The sequence below is a fragment of the Paraburkholderia sp. FW306-2-2C-D06C genome (assembly GCF_058781505.1).
The window spans coordinates 39,680-56,485 of record NZ_JBYSWU010000026.1 but is presented as its reverse complement, the minus strand read 5'-3'; the positions used below and the strand labels follow the sequence as shown (position 1 = coordinate 56,485).

The 16,806-nt window shown below is 62.8% G+C and carries 13 protein-coding genes and 1 pseudogene; 4 read left to right on the top strand and 10 right to left on the bottom strand.

What is annotated here, in order from left to right:
* The first annotated feature begins 145 nt into the window (after positions 1 to 145).
* Together AC3WLT_RS20445 and AC3WLT_RS20440 are read left to right on the top strand one after the other, a co-directional pair.
* Positions 146 to 1,051, top strand: a complete 906-nt coding sequence (locus tag AC3WLT_RS20445) for an SDR family oxidoreductase (RefSeq protein WP_492593508.1) — start codon at positions 146 to 148, stop codon at positions 1,049 to 1,051.
* A gap of 32 nt (positions 1,052 to 1,083) precedes the next feature.
* Positions 1,084 to 1,272: pseudogene (locus tag AC3WLT_RS20440) on the top strand (AMP-dependent synthetase); the annotation flags it as partial.
* Between the two features lie 8 nt (positions 1,273 to 1,280).
* Here AC3WLT_RS20440 and AC3WLT_RS20435 read toward each other — a convergent pair.
* The 7 genes from AC3WLT_RS20435 to AC3WLT_RS20405 all read right to left on the bottom strand — a co-directional run bounded on the left by AC3WLT_RS20435 (position 1,281) and on the right by AC3WLT_RS20405 (position 10,085).
* Positions 1,281 to 2,237 (bottom strand): D-2-hydroxyacid dehydrogenase, encoded by a 957-nt coding sequence (locus AC3WLT_RS20435; protein WP_492593507.1) that lies wholly within the window; start codon positions 2,235 to 2,237, stop codon positions 1,281 to 1,283.
* A 30-nt stretch (positions 2,238 to 2,267) separates the two neighbouring features.
* Positions 2,268 to 4,256, bottom strand: coding sequence for a transketolase (gene tkt, locus AC3WLT_RS20430; protein WP_492593506.1), 1,989 nt, complete (start codon positions 4,254 to 4,256; stop codon positions 2,268 to 2,270).
* Positions 4,257 to 4,361: 105 nt separating this feature from the next.
* Complete coding sequence (locus AC3WLT_RS20425) at positions 4,362 to 6,230, bottom strand: TRAP transporter large permease (RefSeq protein WP_492593505.1); 1,869 nt, start codon at positions 6,228 to 6,230, stop codon at positions 4,362 to 4,364.
* Entirely contained in the window at positions 6,227 to 7,270 is a 1,044-nt protein-coding gene (locus tag AC3WLT_RS20420; protein ID WP_492593504.1) for a TRAP transporter substrate-binding protein, read from the bottom strand. Before AC3WLT_RS20420 ends, AC3WLT_RS20425 begins: the two co-directional genes overlap by 4 nt.
* A gap of 143 nt (positions 7,271 to 7,413) precedes the next feature.
* Positions 7,414 to 8,178, bottom strand: a complete 765-nt coding sequence (locus tag AC3WLT_RS20415) for an SDR family NAD(P)-dependent oxidoreductase (protein WP_492593503.1) — start codon at positions 8,176 to 8,178, stop codon at positions 7,414 to 7,416.
* Positions 8,179 to 8,244: 66 nt separating this feature from the next.
* Positions 8,245 to 9,243 (bottom strand): transketolase family protein, encoded by a 999-nt coding sequence (locus AC3WLT_RS20410; RefSeq protein ID WP_492593502.1) that lies wholly within the window; start codon positions 9,241 to 9,243, stop codon positions 8,245 to 8,247.
* A complete protein-coding gene (locus AC3WLT_RS20405) occupies positions 9,240 to 10,085 on the bottom strand; it encodes a transketolase (RefSeq protein ID WP_492593501.1) in 846 nt (281 codons plus the stop codon). The genes AC3WLT_RS20410 and AC3WLT_RS20405 overlap by 4 nt, the downstream gene beginning before the upstream one ends.
* A gap of 203 nt (positions 10,086 to 10,288) precedes the next feature.
* On the opposite strand from AC3WLT_RS20405, the gene gcvA reads away from it, so the two are divergent.
* A complete protein-coding gene (gene gcvA / locus AC3WLT_RS20400) occupies positions 10,289 to 11,182 on the top strand; it encodes a transcriptional regulator GcvA (RefSeq protein WP_492593500.1) in 894 nt (297 codons plus the stop codon).
* 99 nt (positions 11,183 to 11,281) lie between these two features.
* On the opposite strand, the gene AC3WLT_RS20395 is transcribed toward gcvA, so the two are convergent.
* Positions 11,282 to 12,910: a hypothetical protein gene (locus AC3WLT_RS20395; protein WP_492593499.1), complete on the bottom strand. Its 1,629-nt coding sequence runs from the start codon at positions 12,908 to 12,910 to the stop codon at positions 11,282 to 11,284.
* Positions 12,911 to 13,564: 654 nt separating this feature from the next.
* On the opposite strand from AC3WLT_RS20395, the gene AC3WLT_RS20390 reads away from it, so the two are divergent.
* Positions 13,565 to 15,022 (top strand): NCS1 family nucleobase:cation symporter-1, encoded by a 1,458-nt coding sequence (locus tag AC3WLT_RS20390; protein ID WP_492593498.1) that lies wholly within the window; start codon positions 13,565 to 13,567, stop codon positions 15,020 to 15,022.
* A gap of 120 nt (positions 15,023 to 15,142) precedes the next feature.
* Here the strand turns inward: AC3WLT_RS20390 and AC3WLT_RS20385 are convergent, their stop codons facing one another.
* A complete protein-coding gene (locus AC3WLT_RS20385) occupies positions 15,143 to 15,442 on the bottom strand; it encodes a ferredoxin family protein (protein WP_492593497.1) in 300 nt (99 codons plus the stop codon).
* Positions 15,439 to 16,749 (bottom strand): FAD-dependent monooxygenase, encoded by a 1,311-nt coding sequence (locus tag AC3WLT_RS20380; RefSeq protein WP_492593496.1) that lies wholly within the window; start codon positions 16,747 to 16,749, stop codon positions 15,439 to 15,441. The genes AC3WLT_RS20385 and AC3WLT_RS20380 overlap by 4 nt, the downstream gene beginning before the upstream one ends.
* Positions 16,750 to 16,806 lie beyond the last annotated feature (57 nt).

The window sequence follows — 16,806 nt, the reverse complement described above, 5'->3', positions numbered from 1 at the left end:
GTCTTTGAAGGTACTAATTTGCAAGCAAAGTTCGGACTGTGATCGAGCAACTTGATTGCACCTGCAGCCGATTCACGGAGTTCCTTTTTACGGAACAGTCGGCAGCAAAGGCCGGGCGCCCGCATCGCCAATTCGGAGAGACGATATGAAGGACCGCGTAAATGAATCAGTCAGTGCCCGCTACCGTTCGGTGTTTCGACCGGGCCTGTTTGATGGAAAAGTTGTGATGGTAACCGGTGCCGGAAGTGGCCTTGGTCGCTGCACGGCGCATGAGCTTACCTCGCTGGGCGCGACGCTGATCATGGTCGGACGGAATCCGGACAAACTGACTGCGGTTCGTGACGAGCTTAATGTGGACTATCCGGAAAGTGCGGACCGAATCGGCTTATATGCTTGCGATATTCGCGATGAAGCCAGCGTGAAACAGACGGTTGCGGCGGCTCTCGCGGACTTCGGCCACATCGATGGCCTGTTTAACTGTGCCGGTGGACAATTCCCGGCAAAGCTGGAAAAAATCTCGCTGAATGGCTGGGACGCTGTAGTGCGTAACAACCTGCATGGGACATTCCTCATGTCGCGCGAGTGCTTTACCCAATGGATGGCGGGTCACGGCGGTGCGATCGTGAATATGCTCGCGGATATTTGGGGGGGCATGCCCGGGATGGGGCATTCGGGCGCCGCACGGGCGGGTGTTTGGAATTTGACCGAGACGGCAGCCTGTGAATGGGGGCATGCCGGCGTTCGGGTGAACGCCGTGGCGCCGGGGTGGATCGCCTCCGCAGGCATGGACAGCTATAACGAAGAATACCAGGCATTGCTTCGCCAACTGAAGCATAAAGTGCCGCTTCAACGTTTTGGTACCGAATCTGAACTCGCGAGCGCTGCGGTTTTCCTACTCTCGGAGGCCTCGGCCTTCATTAACGGTACAGTGATCCGCGTGGACGGCGGGGTTCCCAACGCCCGACATTCCTGGCCGCTCGCCAACGCTGAGCGAATCACCGAATATAACGGGTTCCCTCGCTACGAACCGCCTAAAGGGCTCCAGGACTAAGCACAGAGGTACTTTGATGGTTGGGGGCGGAGATGAAGCTAGAAGGACAGACGTACGAGAGTGTTACAGCGGACTTTGCGTGGAATATCCCTGCAAACTACAACATCGGTGTGGACGCCTGCGACAAGTCGGCCGACGGTAGCGGGCGCCTTGCCCTCATTTATGAGGACCATGAGGGGAAGGCGACGAAGTATTCGTTCGATCAGCTGAAATCGCTGTCGGGGTCCCCTCAAACAACCCTATTCACCGACTCCCCGCGCACGAAGCTGCCAATGTTTTCCATCAGCTGATCCGCCAACCTCTGCTGCGCCTCGTCCGAAGCCCACGCCACATGCGGTGTCACGATCACGTTCGGCAGCCCCGCGATCCGCATCAACGGATTATTGGCATCCGGAGGTTCACTCGCCAATACATCGAACCCCACGCCACTGATCAACTGGTCGTCAAGCGCCCGCACCAGCGCCTCTTCATCCACAAGCCCGCCTCTCGCCGTATTGATGATGAGCGGCTTTCGCTTCATAGCATGGAATTCCGGCATCGCTAGCATGCCGCGCGTTTGCGGCGTAAGCGGGCTGTGAATCGTGATAATGTCGCTTGTCGCGAGCACTTCGTCCCACGGGGTATAGAGCGGTCCGAGCCCTTCGCGCCCCTTGTGCGCCGCGAACAGCGGATGCATGCCGAACGCCTTCGCAATCTCCGCGACGCGTTGGCCGAGCACGCCTTCGCCGATGATCCCGAGCGTCATGCCACCCAGGTCGTGAATCGCGTGATTGAAGAAACAGAACTGCCCGGATTTCTGCCATTCCCCGTTCAGCACGTCATCGCGATACGCGATCAGATTGCGCCGCAGTGCGAGCATCAACGCAAAGGTATGCTCGGGCACGGTATTCATCGCGTAGCCGCGAATGTTCGAAACCGCGACGCCATGCCTCTTGCATGCGTCCTTGTCGACGCAATCGGTGCCCGTGGCCGCGACGGCCACCAGCTTCAATGCCGGCAGCTTCGTGAATACGTCGGCAGTTATTGGCACCTTGTTTGTGATCGCGATGGTTGCGCCATCGAGGCGCGCGGCGACCTGACCGGCTCGCGTATGGTCGTATTCGACGAGTTCGTGCTCGAACGCCGGGCGCGGCAGCCTGATTTGCGGTGCGAGTGTGGCGCGGTCGAGAAAGACGATCTTTTGCATGCTGGATCCTGTTGAGCGGATTGAAGCGGATTAGAAATGACGCCGCGCTTCTGCGACGATATGCGCCGGCGTGATGCCGAAGTGCTCGTACAAGGCATCGGCCGGCCCCGACGCGCCAAATCCCGTCATGCCGACAAAACCGCCGCGCTCGCCGAGATAACGGTCCCAGCCGAAGCGCACGGCGGCTTCGATGCCGACGCGCACGGTATTCACGCCGAGCACCGCGTCGCGATACCCGCGGTCCTGCTCGTCGAACAACGCCCAGCACGGCAGCGAAACGACGGCGGTCGGCACGCCTTCCTTTTGTAGCTGTGCGCGCGCAGCGACGGCGAGCGCGACTTCCGACCCTGTCGCGAGCAACGTGACACGCCGCTTGCCGCCTTCGGCCTCGGCAAGCACATAGCCGCCACGTGCGCACAGATTGTCGGCGCTATGACGCGTGCGCACGAGCGGCAGCGTCTGCCGCGCGAACACCATCGTGCTCGGCCCGCTGCGATGTTCGTACGCGAGCGCCCAGCATTCGGCGGCTTCGACGGCATCGGCGGGACGGAACACATACATGTTCGGCATCGCGCGCAACGATGCAAGAATCTCCACCGGTTGATGCGTCGGCCCGTTCTTGCCGACGCCAATCGAATCGTGACTGAATACAAACTTCACGGGTAGGCCCATCAGCGCGGCCATACGCATGGCGGGCCGCTCATAGTCGGAGAAGGCGAGGTAAGTGACGGCAAGCGGTATCACGCCGCCGTGCGCAGCCATGCCGTTCGCCATCGCGCCCATCACATGCTCGCGCACGCCGCAGTGCACGTATGCGCCGCTGCGATGCTCGGCGGTGAACGCATGCAGGCTGCGCTTGTGGCTGGTCGGCGCTTCGAGGTCCGCGCAACCGACCATGCGTTCCGGCAATAGCGCGAGCAGATCGTTGATCTCGGCAGAAATCATGATGCCCGCCTGGGCTTCCCCGCGTTCGACAGCCTGCTTGCGATAGTCGTCAAGCACGTGCTGCCAGCCCTCGGGCAGGCGGCCTGCCTGAATGCGCTCGAATTCGGCGCGCGCATCGTCGGGCAATGCGGCCAGACGTTCGTGCCATGCGCGATATTCGTTTTCGCTGCTTCGGCCGGCGGCGCGCCATGCCTTGAGTACGTCGTGCGGGATTTCGAACGGCGCATGCGGCCAGCCGAGTTCGTTGCGCGCCACGTCCGCATCGGCTTCCAAGAGTTTGCCGCTGTGTCCGCCGCGTTGCCCCTGCAGGCGTGCAATGCCGCGCCCGATGACGGTGCGGCAGGCGAGCATAGACGGACGCGGATCGCGTTTCGCTTCCGCCAGCGCTGCTGAAACAGTCTCCATATCGTGTCCGTCGACTTCGATCACATGCCAGCCGGCGACACGAAAGCGTTCGCTCACGTCCTCGCTGATCGACAGCGACGTGCTGCCGTCATCGGTGATGCGGTTGTCGTCCCAGCAGAGAATCACCTTGCCGAGCTTCAGATGCCCCGCAAGCGAAATCATTTCCTGGCCGACGCCTTCCTGCAGACAGCCATCGCCGACGAATGCATACGTGTAGTGGTTCACGATGCCGGGACCGAATTTCGCATTCAGATAAGCCTCTGCGACGGCCATGCCGAACGCGTTCGCGATGCCTTGTCCGAGCGGCCCCGTCGTCACTTCGATCCCAGCGGCCGGATCGAATTCTGGATGGCCTTCGCAATGCGAACCCATCTCGCGAAAGGTCTTGATCTGGTCGATGCCGAACTGCGCATATCCCGTCAGATGCAGCAGCGCATAGAGCAGCATCGAGCCGTGTCCGTTCGACAGCACGAAGCGGTCGCGGTCGGGCCACTGCGGATCGGCGGGGTTGAACTTCATATGCTGCGTGAACAGCGCCGTCGCGATTTCGGCCATGCCGAGCGGCACGCCCTGATGTCCTTCGCCGGCGCGCACGATGGCGTCGATGGCTAGAAAGCGGATCGCGTTGGCGAGCGGCAGCGTTTCGCGCAACGGCATGAGTGCGGACATGACTTCTCCTTGCCGCTGCGCCCGTCAGGCGGCGGCTATCGCTTGAGTGAAAAAAATGGATAGTGGAAAGGGCGCTGCGTCGGTTGCCAGACGCAGCGCAGTGCGTCAGTGCAGGAACCCGATCGAAATCCAGGGCACGGCGGCGACCACGATCAGGCCGATCACCAGCGCCGCGATATAGCCGACGATCGGCTTCATGCCTTCGTCAGGATGGATGCGGCTCACCGCGCACGCCGAGTAGTAACCGACGCCGAACGGCGGCGCGAACAGACCCACGCCCATCGACAGGATCACGACCATCGCGTAGTGCACGTCGTGAATGCCCATGTGCCGGGCGATCGGGAACATCAGCGGGCCGAACAGCACGATGGCGGGAATGCCTTCGAGCACGCTGCCGAGCACGACGAACACGAGCACCGACGCGGCCATGAACATCGCGGTGCCGCCGGGGAGGGCTGCCATCGTCTGCGCGAGCTGGCCCGAGAAGCCGGACTGCGTGAGCGCCCATGCCATGCCCGTTGCCGCGCCGATGATCAGCAGGATCGCGCCGGACAGCGCGGCCGTGTCGATCAGCATCGGCTTCAGGCGCGCCCATTCGAAGCGTCGATAGATCAGCAGGCCCGCGAGCACTGCATACGCGATGCCGATCGTGGACACTTCGGTCGCCGTCGCGACGCCTTCGACAACGGCGAGGCGAATCACGAACGGCAGCGCAAGCGCGGGCGTGGCGATAGCCAGTTTGCGCAGCACCTCGCCGCGCGTTGCGCGACGCACGCCCGACAAATCGTCGCTGCGGTAGCGCCACCAGACGACGGCGCACAGCGTGATGGCGAGCACGATGCCTGGCAGCATGCCGCCCGTGAAGAGCGCGGAGATCGACACGCCCGTCACCGAGCCGAGCGTGATCAGTACGAGACTCGGCGGAATGGTCTCGGTCTGTGCGCCGGTGGCGGCGAGCAGCGCGACCAGATCGCCAGGCTTGGCGCCGCGCGCCTTCATCTCCGGGAACAGCACGGGTGCGATAGCTGCCATGTCGGCGGCCTTCGAGCCGGAGATGCCCGACACCAGATACATCGCGCCGACCAGCACATACGACAGCCCGCCGCGCACATGGCCGAGCAGACTCGCGAGGAAGGCGATCATCGCGTTGGCCATGCCCGTCATCTCGATCAGTTGCCCGAGGAACACGAAGAGCGGCACCGACAGCAGGATCAGATGCGACATGCCTTCGTCCATGCGGCCGACGACGACGCTAAGCGGCGTGCTCGTCGTCAGCGCGAGATAACCGAACGTTGCGAGCCCGAACGAGAATGCGATCGGCACGCCGGACAGCACGCACAACGCGACGAGGCCCACGAAGAAGATCAGCAGGTTCACGTTGCCCAGATCGTGCAGCAGCTGACTCACCGCGACGAAGCCGCCCGCAATCGCGGCCACCAGCGCGAGCGCGGCGACCGTCATTTGCCAGTTGGCCGTGCGGATCAGGCGCAGACACGCGACGGCAAGCATCAACGCGCAGCCGACCGGCAGCGCCGCCGCGCGCCACGCATTCGAGATGTCGAGCGCGGGCGTCGTGATGAAGCCTTCGTCCTGCGCGAAGTCGACAGCGGGGCCGATCACCAGCAGCAGGAAGGCGAGCGGCGCGGCGATGGCCACCACGTCGAGAAACGCGCGCACGGAAGGCGACGCCTTGCCGACGAGCGCTGTCATCCGCATATGCTCGCCGCGCCGCAAGGCGACCACGGCGCCGAGCATCGCGAGCCACAGGAACAGCATCGACGCGAGTTCATCGGACCAGACGAGCGGCGTGTGCAGCAGATAGCGGCTCGTCACGCCCGCCAGCAGCACGAAGATTTCAGCAACCACCAGCAGCGCAGCCGGAATCTCCACGATGTGCCCGAGCACGGTATCGATCGCGCCGGCGATACGGCGCGGCGACGGATGAGGGAAAGTAACGGTGTGCATGGTGTTCATACCAGTTTTCCGACGTACTTTTCGAGCAGGCTCCAGCCCTGGTCGCCATACTTCGCTTTCCAGTCGCTATAGAAGCTCGTTTTGCGCAAGGCATCGCGGAACGACTGGCGATCGACATCGACGATGTTGATGCCCTTGGCCTTCAGGTCATTGCGCAGCGTGCCGTTCAGCTTCGCGATGTCCGCGCGTTGCAGCATCCCCGCCGCCTCGAATTCGCGCGTGACGATGGCGCGCATGTCGGCGGGCAGTTTTTCCCACGCGCGGCGATTGCCGAGAATCCAGTAGCCGTCCCACACGTGCGACGTGAGGCTGATCGACTTCTGCACTTCGTAGAGCTTGGCTGTCGCGATGATGGGAAGCGCGTTCTCCTGTCCCTCGACGACACCCGTTTGCAGCGCCGAATACAGCTCATTGAAATTGATCGGTGCAGGGCCGGCACCGAGCGCCTTGAAGAGCGACGTGAGCATCGGCGCCTGCGGCACGCGGATCTTGAAGCCCTTCAGGTCTTCCGGCTGTTTGATGACGCGCGTCGACGAACTCACCTGACGGAAGCCGTTGTCCCACGGACGCGACACGGTGACGATGCCCGTCTTTTCGATCTGCGAGCGGATGTAGCCGCCGAGATCACCGTCCATCGCTTTCCACACGGTGTCGTAGTCGGGGAACGCAAAGCCCGTGTTGACGATGCCTGCGGCGGGCGCAAGCGTCGCGAGAATCGACGAGGCCTGATTGAAGAACTCGACACCGCCGCTTCTCACCTGCGACAGCAGATCGGTATCCGAGCCGAGCTGGTTCGCGGGGAAGACCTTGATGTCGAGCTTGCCGCCCGTCGCGGCGCGAATCTTGTCGCACGCCTGCTGCGCGCGGACGTTGACCGGGTGCGTCGGGTCCTGGCCGGTCGCGAGCTTGTACGAGAAGTCGGCGGCCGATGCGCGGCGCGGCGACAAGCCCCAGAGCGGTGCGGCGGCGGCAACGCTCGCGCTCGCTTTCAGGAACGTGCGTCGGTTTATGCCGCTGCGGATGATCGAGCGGGTTCTCATGATGTGCTCCTCCAATACGGATTGGTGATGTATCGGTGTAGTTGTCTTTTTGCGACGACACGCTCTGCGGCGCGCTTGTCTGTGCCCGGCCACTGTTTTACACGTGCGGCTGGCCGGACCCAGCCGCACGCGCTTGTACTGCATCAACCGTGAATCAGCATGCCGCCGTTCACGTCGATGACGGCGCCCGTGATGTACGACGAAATCGGCGACGCGAGAAACAGGAATGCGCCCGCGACATCGTCGGGTACGCCGAGACGGTTCAGCGGAATGCCCGCGAGAATCTCGCCGCGCTTGTCGTCGTCGATTTTGCCCGCGTTAATGTCGGTCTGGATCAGGCCGGGCGTCACGCAGTTCACGCGAATGCCGTCGGGGCCGAGTTCGCGCGCCATCGCTTTTGCGAGGCCGAGCACACCCGCTTTCGCGGCCGAGTAGTGCGGGCCGCCGAGAATGCCGCCGCCGCGTTGCGCCGATACCGACGACATGCAGCCGATCGAACCGCTCTTCTGCTTCTTCATCTGCGGCACGACGGCCTGTGAAAGATACAGCACGCCGCGCAGGTTCACGTCGAGGATACGGTCCCAGCTTTCCGAGTCGATGTCGAGCAGCTTGACCGCTTGGGTGATTCCCGCGTTGTTGATGAGCGCGTCGATCGCGCCGAAGTCGGCGACGATCTGTTCGACGACGCTTTGGCACGCCTGCCGGTCGGTGACGTTGCAGGCGTAGCCGCGATGCTCAGGGCCGATCGATGCCGCCGCGTCGCGTGCCGCCGAGGCGTCGAGGTCGAGGATGGCGACCTTTGCGCCGTGCTTCGCAAACATCCGCGCGGTGGCCATGCCGATACCGCGGAGCGATGCCGCACCGGAAATGACGGCGACCTTGCCGTCGAGAAGACGCGACTCTGACATGATGCTGTTCTCCTGATAGTAAATGAGTGAATCCAGTAGGGTCGTTGTGGCGGCTGGCGGCGTTGCCTAGCCGAGCCAGTGTTTGATGGTGTCGCACATCGTTTCCGTCGAGATGCCGTAGCGGTCGTGCAGTGTGGGCAGTGCGCCGGCATCGAGGAACTCGTCGGGCAGCGCGATCTGCCGGAACGGTGGCGTGACGCCCGCGCCGAGCAGCGTGCGCGCAACCGCTTCGCCCAGCCCGCCGATCACCGTGTGGTTCTCGGCAACGATTACCATGCGGCCGGTGCGCTTTGCTTCGCGCAGGATCGTCGCGGTATCGAGCGGCTTGATGGTCGGCACGTGCAGCACGCCGACACCGATGTTGTCGGCCGCGAGCGCTTCCGCGACTTCGAGCGAGCGCATTGTCATGATGCCCGACGAGATCAGCAGCACGTCGTTGCCGTCGCGCAGCAGCTTCGCCTTGCCGAGCTCGAAGCGATAGTCGTATTCGTCAAGCACGACGGGCACGTTGCCCCGCAACAGACGCGCATACACAGGGCCTTTGTGCGCGGCGATCGCGGGCACCATCTGCTCGATATCGAGCGCATCGCACGGATCGATCACCGTCATGTTCGGCATCGCGCGCATCAGCGCGAGGTCTTCCGCCGCCTGGTGGCTCGGGCCGTAGCCTGTCGTCAGGCCCGGCAGCGCGCAGACGATCTTCACGTCGAGGTTGTCTTCGGCAATCGTCTGGTGAATGAAGTCGTACGCACGGCGCGTGGCGAACACGGCATAGGTCGTGACGAAGGGCTGTGCGCCTTCGTGCGCGAAGCCCGCCGCGGCGCCCATCAGCAATTGCTCGGCCATGCCCATCTGGTAGTAACGCTCGGGGAATTCCTTCGCGAAGATGTGCAGGTCGGTGTATTTGCCGAGGTCGGCCGTCATGCCGATCACGTTCGTCTTCGTGCGCGCCAGTTCGGCGAGCGCGTGGCCGAACGGCGCGGAACGCGTGGCCTGGCCTTCGGACGCAATCGACGCGATCATCGCGGAGGTTTTCAGGCGCGGCTTCTTTTCGAGGGTGCTCATGCTTGTCTCCCGGCGTCGAGTGCTTCGAGCGCGAGCTTCCACTCATGCGCATCGACACGGATGAAATGGTTCTTCTCGCGTTCTTCGAGGAACGGCACGCCGCAACCCATCTTCGTATCGCAGACGATGATGCGCGGCTGCGGCTTGTCGCGATTGCGGGCGTTGTCGAACGCGCGCGCGACGGCTTCGATATCGTTGCCGTCCACGCGCTGCGTGTACCAGCCGAAGGCTTCGAGCTTCTCGACGAGCGGCTCGAACGCCATGATCTGCGTCGACGGACCGTCGGCCTGCTGGTTGTTCACGTCGACAATGGCGATCAGGTTGTCGAGCTTCCAGTGCGCAGCGGACATGATTCCTTCCCAGATCGCGCCTTCGTCGAGTTCGCCGTCGGAGAAGAGCGTGTACACGAAAGCGTCCGAGCCCTTGCGCTTCAGACCGAGGCAGCGGCCGACGGCGATCGTGAGACCCTGGCCGAGGGAGCCGCCGGACATTTCCATGCCGGGCGTGTAACTCGCCATGCCCGACATTGGCAGACGGCTATCGTCGCTGCCGTAGGTTTCGAGTTCATCGGCGGGCAGGATGCCGGCTTCGAAGAGCGCTGCGTAAAGCGCAATCGCGTAGTGGCCGTTGGACAGCAGGAAGCGGTCGCGTCCTTCCCATTCGGGATCTTCGGGGCGGTAGCGCATCGCGCCAAAGTAGGCGACGGACAGCACGTCCGCGATGTCGAGCGCCTGGCCGATATAGCCCTGGCCCTGTACTTCGCCCATCAGCAGCGCATTGCGGCGGATGCGGTAGGCGTGTTCCGCGAGTTGGGCGGTGCGCCCGGCTTCGCTCGTATTCACGCGTGTCTCCTTCTGGCAGCGCCCGGCTTGTCAGAAGCCAGACGCCAGGTGGTTCGTGGCGGGATATTTCGTCGTGCTCGCAGATTCGGGTAATCCCTTGTTTCAAGAGCGCTGCGAGTGAGTAAAAGCGTATCCGCTTGAACAGATCGGCTCAAACGAATTAAAGTGGCTCATCGGTGAATTGAATTCATGCAGGTGCTGCGATGCACAACCGGGTCACACTCAAATCCATTCAGGCCTTCGAGGCCGCTGCGCGCCTTTCGTCGTTCGCACTTGCGGCAGACGAACTGTTCGTGACGCCTTCCGCGATCAGTCATCAGATCAAGCTCCTCGAGGACCAGTTGGGCGTGCGGCTCTTTCATCGCGTGCATCGCGCAGTGATCCTCACTGACACGGGCCGCCAATACGCAGAGGAAATCGGCGCGGCGTTCGCACGCATCGACAAGGCGACGCGCGACATCGGCCGGGTCGAGAAGAGCGATATCCTCACCGTGCACGCGACGCCGAGCTTCGCGACGCAATGGCTGATGCCGCGCCTTGCGCGTTTCAGCGCGTTGCATCCGGACATCGACGTTCGCCTGAACGCTTCGTCGGCGCCGGTGGACCTGATCAAGGAATCCGTCGATATCGATATCCGCTATGGCGCGCGGCGGCTGCAGCCGGCGGGCACCATGGTGCTCGACTTGCCACTCGAAACCATCGTGCCGCTGTGCTCACGGCGGCTTGCGAATGGCGAGCATCCGATTCGCAGCGTGGCGGATCTGCGGCATCACACGCTGATCCATAGCGAAGGGTGTCTCGTGGGGTGGCGGGACTGGATGCGCATGTATCGGAGGATCGTCCTCGACATCACACGCGGCCCACGCTTCGACCGCTCTTTCATGGCAATCAGCGCGGCGGCCGATGGCATGGGCGTGTGTCTCGAGAGCCTGCTGCTGGTGCAACGGGAATTGCAGACGGGCACGCTGGTGGCGCCGCTGGGCTTCGAAGGATTGAAGGTCAATGGCTACACGCTCAATCTGTTGAAGTCGCGTGCGGATTTGCCGAAGCTGCGCAGCTTTCAGGACTGGCTGTTTGCGGAGCTTGAGGCAGACTAAGTGGCGGGTGGAAAGGCGCTTGCTATTCCTGTTATTGCGGCTGATGTTGGGGAAGCCTCAACGACAGCTTTCAAGGTGCATCGGTCAATGCTGGCCGCCTTAATGCTGGTCAAGATACAGCTTGGCCAGGCGTACCTCCGGCCGGACCGTGTCCGCGTTTTGCGTGAGCGTGACGAGCTTCCCGTAGTAGAGCTGCGCCTTCTGTTTATCGTGCGCCAGGTCTGCCGCCTTCGCCGCGCCATACAGGCCACGCAGCCGGTTGGGGGTTGCTTGCATCGATGCCTCGTACTCCTTCAGCGCATCGGCAGGTCGCTTCAGATCGAGCAACATCTCGCCCAGCAGCTCGCGCATCGGGTAAAGCCTGTTCTCCATCGCGACGTGCTTTTCGCTGCTGTCCTCCAGGTCGGCCGCGGCGCGCATCTGCTCGAGCCCCTGATCGTCCTTGCGCTGGGCATGCGCCAGCCACGCCGAAGCGGCCAGGATCTGCACCTGGACCTGCTCGGCCCAGTATGGCTGGTTTGACTGTTCGAGCTTGGCGCGCAACTGCGTGAGCATGTCGATATTCGTCTGCACCATGTCCGCCTTCCCGCTGCGAGCGCAGCCTAGCGCGCGGGCGAAATACGTGATTGCCTCGGCTTGCGGCCAGCGGCTGGCGCGCGGCTCGAGCGTGGCCGCCTCTTGCCAGGCGCCGCGCTCGAGTGCGTAGCGTGCCGGAATGGCTGCCAGCGCGGTATAGGTTGCCACTCGGTCAAATGGAAATTTCGTGGCAGCATTGGCGTCGTCACGGACTTGTCGTGCACGCGCGTCCTGGCCCAGCTGTAGATAGGCGTACTCCATGAAATCCCATGAATGGGGTGCCGATGGGTGGGTGGCGCCCGGCCAGCTTCTGGCGGCTTCTTCCTGCATTACCTTCAGCGCCGCTTCGTTCGACTTGATGGATGGTTCCCACATGCCGAGCATCGAGTAGATGTGCGAGGGCATGTGCAGTGCGTGCGGCGCCGCCGGGGCGATTTGCGCGTATTTGTTGGCAAACGGCAGCCCGCGTTGCGCGAGCGGTGCGTAGTCGTAGCTGTGGATCAAGTAGTGCGCGACCCCGGGGTGGTCGGGCTGCTCACGGTAGATTTTCTCCAGGATCGCTGCAGCCTCGAGTTGATTAGCGTACGTCTTGTCGCTGGGCTGCGCGGCCTCGTTGAGCGCAAGCGCGTAGAAAATCGCGGCTTCCGAATCGTCGGGATATTTCTGCGTCAAGCGCGCCATCGCGTGCTCGTACGCCAACGTCCGCTGGCTTTGGGGGACCTTGTCGTAGTCTTTGTAAAACGCCTCGGCTGCCAGTAGCCAGTCGCGCTCCCGTTCGGTCTTGGGATCCAGCGCCAAGCCCTTTTCCACTGCTTCCCAGCCGCGCTTGAGTGCCGCCTCGTCGAAAGGCGGGACCAGCGGATTCTGGCGCTGGGCAATCGCAAGGCCCCAGTACGCTATTGCACATTGCGGATCGATCTGGGTCACGGCCTCGAACGCCTTGAGCGTCGACGGGTAAAAGAATGAATGCAGCATCGCCAGTGCCTTCTCAAACTGGACTTGTGCCGCAGGGCTGCATGAAGTGGGGAACTTCACGGTGCCGAACTTCCCGCCACCCGTCTCCGCAGCGGCGTGTTCTTCGTGTTGGGCAAGCGCCGGAGCGGCCGCGAGGGCCGCGAGCACGCATGCGCTGATTAGCTGCTTGTGATGCATGATGACCTCCTCCGCAGGGCGAAGGGCAAACCTCACGCGAGATCGTCGCAAATGGTGGTGCTGGGCGGCCAGGCGGTGTTGCCCGTCGCGGTGACATTGCTGTTTGAGAGGGCTCGGGTCGCCGCGGACGACTCTGACAGGAGGAGTTGATTGGCGAACTCTCTTTGTTCTAGCCAAGGCGATACGTGCCAACAAGCTCGGAAACCCTAAGCTGCTTCACATTTTCACGAACGGATCGAACGCGCAGACCGATCGCAGCCGCTCGGCCACTAGCCCCTAACGCAGTCGCTCGAGTGGAATTGGACACAAGGCACAGTCGCATCCATTGGCCGATGAAGCGACTTGCATCGTCGCCAATCGAATGGCCGCTGATGGATGAGGACCGGACGCAGCAACGGTGAGTGGCGCACAATTTTATTGATCGGCGCGGTCATATAGACAGCAACGACGAACTTGCGATTGCGTTCATTGTGCGTGGGATCGAACGGTTGGCTTGCGCCGGCATGTATCTGGATTAAGGGTTAACCCATTCATAACTGTGCGGCAAAGTACATACAGTTCTTGCATACGAGCTTGTTTCAGACGCGGGGGCGCCGCCGCCCAGGGGCGTCTGGCGGTGTTTCCTCAGTTCCACGAACTCAAAGGAGATCACAGATGGAAATTCACAACCCTTCTCCCGGCCTGTACAACGAAGATCTCGCGCCCGCCAGGGTGCGCAACTGGGGTGCCTTTAGCATCTTCAACGTCTGGACCTCGGACGTGCACAGCCTCTGGGGCTACTACCTCGCCGCCAGCCTGTTCCTGCTGTGCGGCAGCTTTATCAACTTCGTGCTGGCGATCGGGCTCGGCTCGCTGGTGATCTTCGCGCTGATGAACCTGATCGGCTACGCCGGCGAGAAGACCGGCGTGCCTTACCCGGTGCTGGCGCGAGCCTCCTTCGGCGTGTGGGGCGCTAACCTGGCGGCGCTGGTGCGCGCCGTGGTGGCCTGCTTCTGGTACGGCGCGCAGACGGCAGCGGCTTCGGGCGCGGTGCTCGCGCTGCTGATCCGCAGCGACAGCCTGATGGCGTTCCACAAGGGCTCGCACTTCCTCGGCCACTCGGGGCTGGAGGTGATCTGCTACGTGATCATCTGGGCGCTGCAACTGCTCATCATCCAGAAGGGCATGGAAACGGTGCGCAAATTCCAGGACTGGGCCGGACCGGCGGTGTGGGTCGCAATGCTGATCCTGGCGATAGGCCTCTGCGTCAAGGCACGCGGCTTCTCGTTCGACCATGGCATTCCGATGAACGTGCTGCTCGAGAAGACCAGGGACGCCGGCGTCAGCGGCGAGCCCGGCTCGTTCTGGGCGCTGATGGCAGTGGGCGCGACCTGGATTACCTACTTCGCGGCGCTGTACCTGAACTTTTGCGACTTCTCGCGCTACGCGAAGAACCGCAACGCCGTGAAGAAAGGAAATCTGTGGGGCCTGCCGGTCAACCTGATCGCGTTCTCGCTGGTCGCCGGCGTCACCACCATCGCCGCGTTCAAGGTGTACGGCGACGTGCTGCTGCACCCCGAGCAGATCTCAGCCAGGTTCGACAGCTGGGTGCTGGCGCTCATCGCGGCGCTGACCTTCGCAGTCGCCACGCTGGGCATCAACGTGGTGGCCAATTTCGTCTCGGCGGCGTTCGACATCTCCAACGTGTTCCCCAAGCGGGTCAGCTTCAAGAAGGGCGGCTACATCGCCGCGGTCATCGCGCTGGTGCTCTACCCGTTCGCGCCGTGGGAAGGCAACGCCGCGCACTTCGTCAACGCCATCGGCGCCACGATGGGCCCGCTGCTCGGGATCATCCTGGTGGACTATTATCTGGTCGCCAAAGGCAACATCAACGTCGCGGCGCTCTACCAGGAGCACGGCGAGTACCGCTACGAAGGCGGTTGGAACGTCAACGCACTGGCCGCGACGGCGGTCGGCAGCGTGTTTTCGACCTTCCTGCCCAACTTCACCAACCTGCTGCCGGTCTGGTGGAATACCTATGGCTGGTTCTTCGGCGTGCTGATCGGCGGCGGCATGTACCTGATCATGGCCACGCTGCGGCCGCGTACCGCGGTCGCACCGACCCGCGCTTGAGGGTCTTGATGGGTAGCTGGACGTGGTGACCCGCGTCCAGCCCCATCGCATCGGCTTCCAACGGACAGCCCACCTCGCTGACACAACGACAGCATTGCGCTGTCTGCCATGACGTGTCCCTCAACCGAACTTGAACAGGATGCCGTGACCGCCGCGCGGGTAGTCCCACTCGATGTTCTGGTGGTCGGTACAGAGAATGCGGCAACTGCCGCATTCGAGGCAGCCGTCGGTGATCAGCGTCACCGCGCCGTTGCCTTCGGCCTTGTAGCACGACGCGGGGCAGACGAAGGTGCAACTCTTCGCGCTGCACTCGCTCAGGCAGACGTCGGCATCCTTGATGCGGATGTGCGGCCGTCCTGCATCGACGCGGTAACGGTTCTGGAACAGCTTGTCCTCTACGTTGACGGGTAGGGTGCTCATCGGAAGGCCCTCAGGAGTTTGTAGGCGTCACCCACCATGCCGGCAAGCGAACGGGCTTTGCGGAAGCTCGAAAAGATTTCGCGCTCCTTGCTTTTCTTGTCCTTGCCGTCGACCGTGATCATCGTGCGCGCGGCGCGCGCCACGAGGTCGGGGTAGGTCGTGAAGAACTGCGGATTCTGGTGCAGCACGGCCGGCATGTCGCGGTACTTGTGCAGGTCTTTCATCACGAAGCTCTGATCGAGCGCGGCCTTGTAGGCCTTGAGCGTGCCCGCGCGGTAGCCGTGACCCGCAGCTTTCGCGTGAATCACCGTTTCGGCGGCGAGGCGCCCTGTGGTCATCGCGAGATTCGAGCCTTCGCGGTGCGCGGCGTTCACGAAACCACCCGAGTCGCCGACGATCATCCAGCCGTTGCCGTAGACCTGCGGGATCGCGTGAAAACCGCCTTCCGGAATCAGATGCGCGCAATACTCCTTCATCTCGCCGCCCGCGATCAGCGGTGCGATCGACGGGTGCCGCTTCATCTTTTCGAGCAGCACGTAGGGGCTCGTGCGGTTGGGGTTTTTCTTGAAGTCGCTTAGCATGCAGCCCACGCCGATGGTGAGCGATTCCTTGTTGGTATAAAGGAAGCCGGTGCCCATCATGCCGTCGGTGATCCTGCCGGCCATCTCGATCACGACGCCGTCGTCCTCGCCGATGTTAAAGCGCTGGCGGATCGTCTCCTCGGGCATGAAGAGAATCTCCTTGACCGCGAGCGCGACGTTGCCGGCCTCGATCTCTCCATGAAAGCCCGCCTTGCGCGCGAGCGTCGAATTCACGCCGTCGGCGAGCACCACCACGTCCGCGTAGACATCGCCATGCTCGCGATCGCACTGCACACCGACGACCTGATCGCCGTCCATGATGAGTTCCTTCACCGTGGTCTCGCAGATCAGCAGTGCGCCGGCTTCGCGCACTTTCGATGAAAACCACTTGTCGAACTGCGCGCGGATGATCGTGTAGCGGTTGTAGGGCGGCTTGTTGTACTCCTCGCTGCGCATATGGGTGCCGACAAACGATGTGTCGTCGAGCATCCACATCCGCTGCTCGATGATGTGGCGCTCCAGCGGCGCGTCGTCGCGGAAGTCCGGGATGATCTCTTCGAGCGCCTTCGCGTACAGGATCGCGCCCTGCACGTTCTTGCTGCCGGGATATTCGCCGCGCTCGATCTGCAGCACTTTCAGGCCTGCCTTGGCCATCGTGTAAGCGGCGGCGTTGCCGGACGGACCGGCACCGACCACGATCGCATCGAACTGTGAAGGTTTTTTCATCGTGATTCTCCTGAGAAAATGCCGGGCCGCCCCAAGTTTTCTCATACCCCCTCGGGG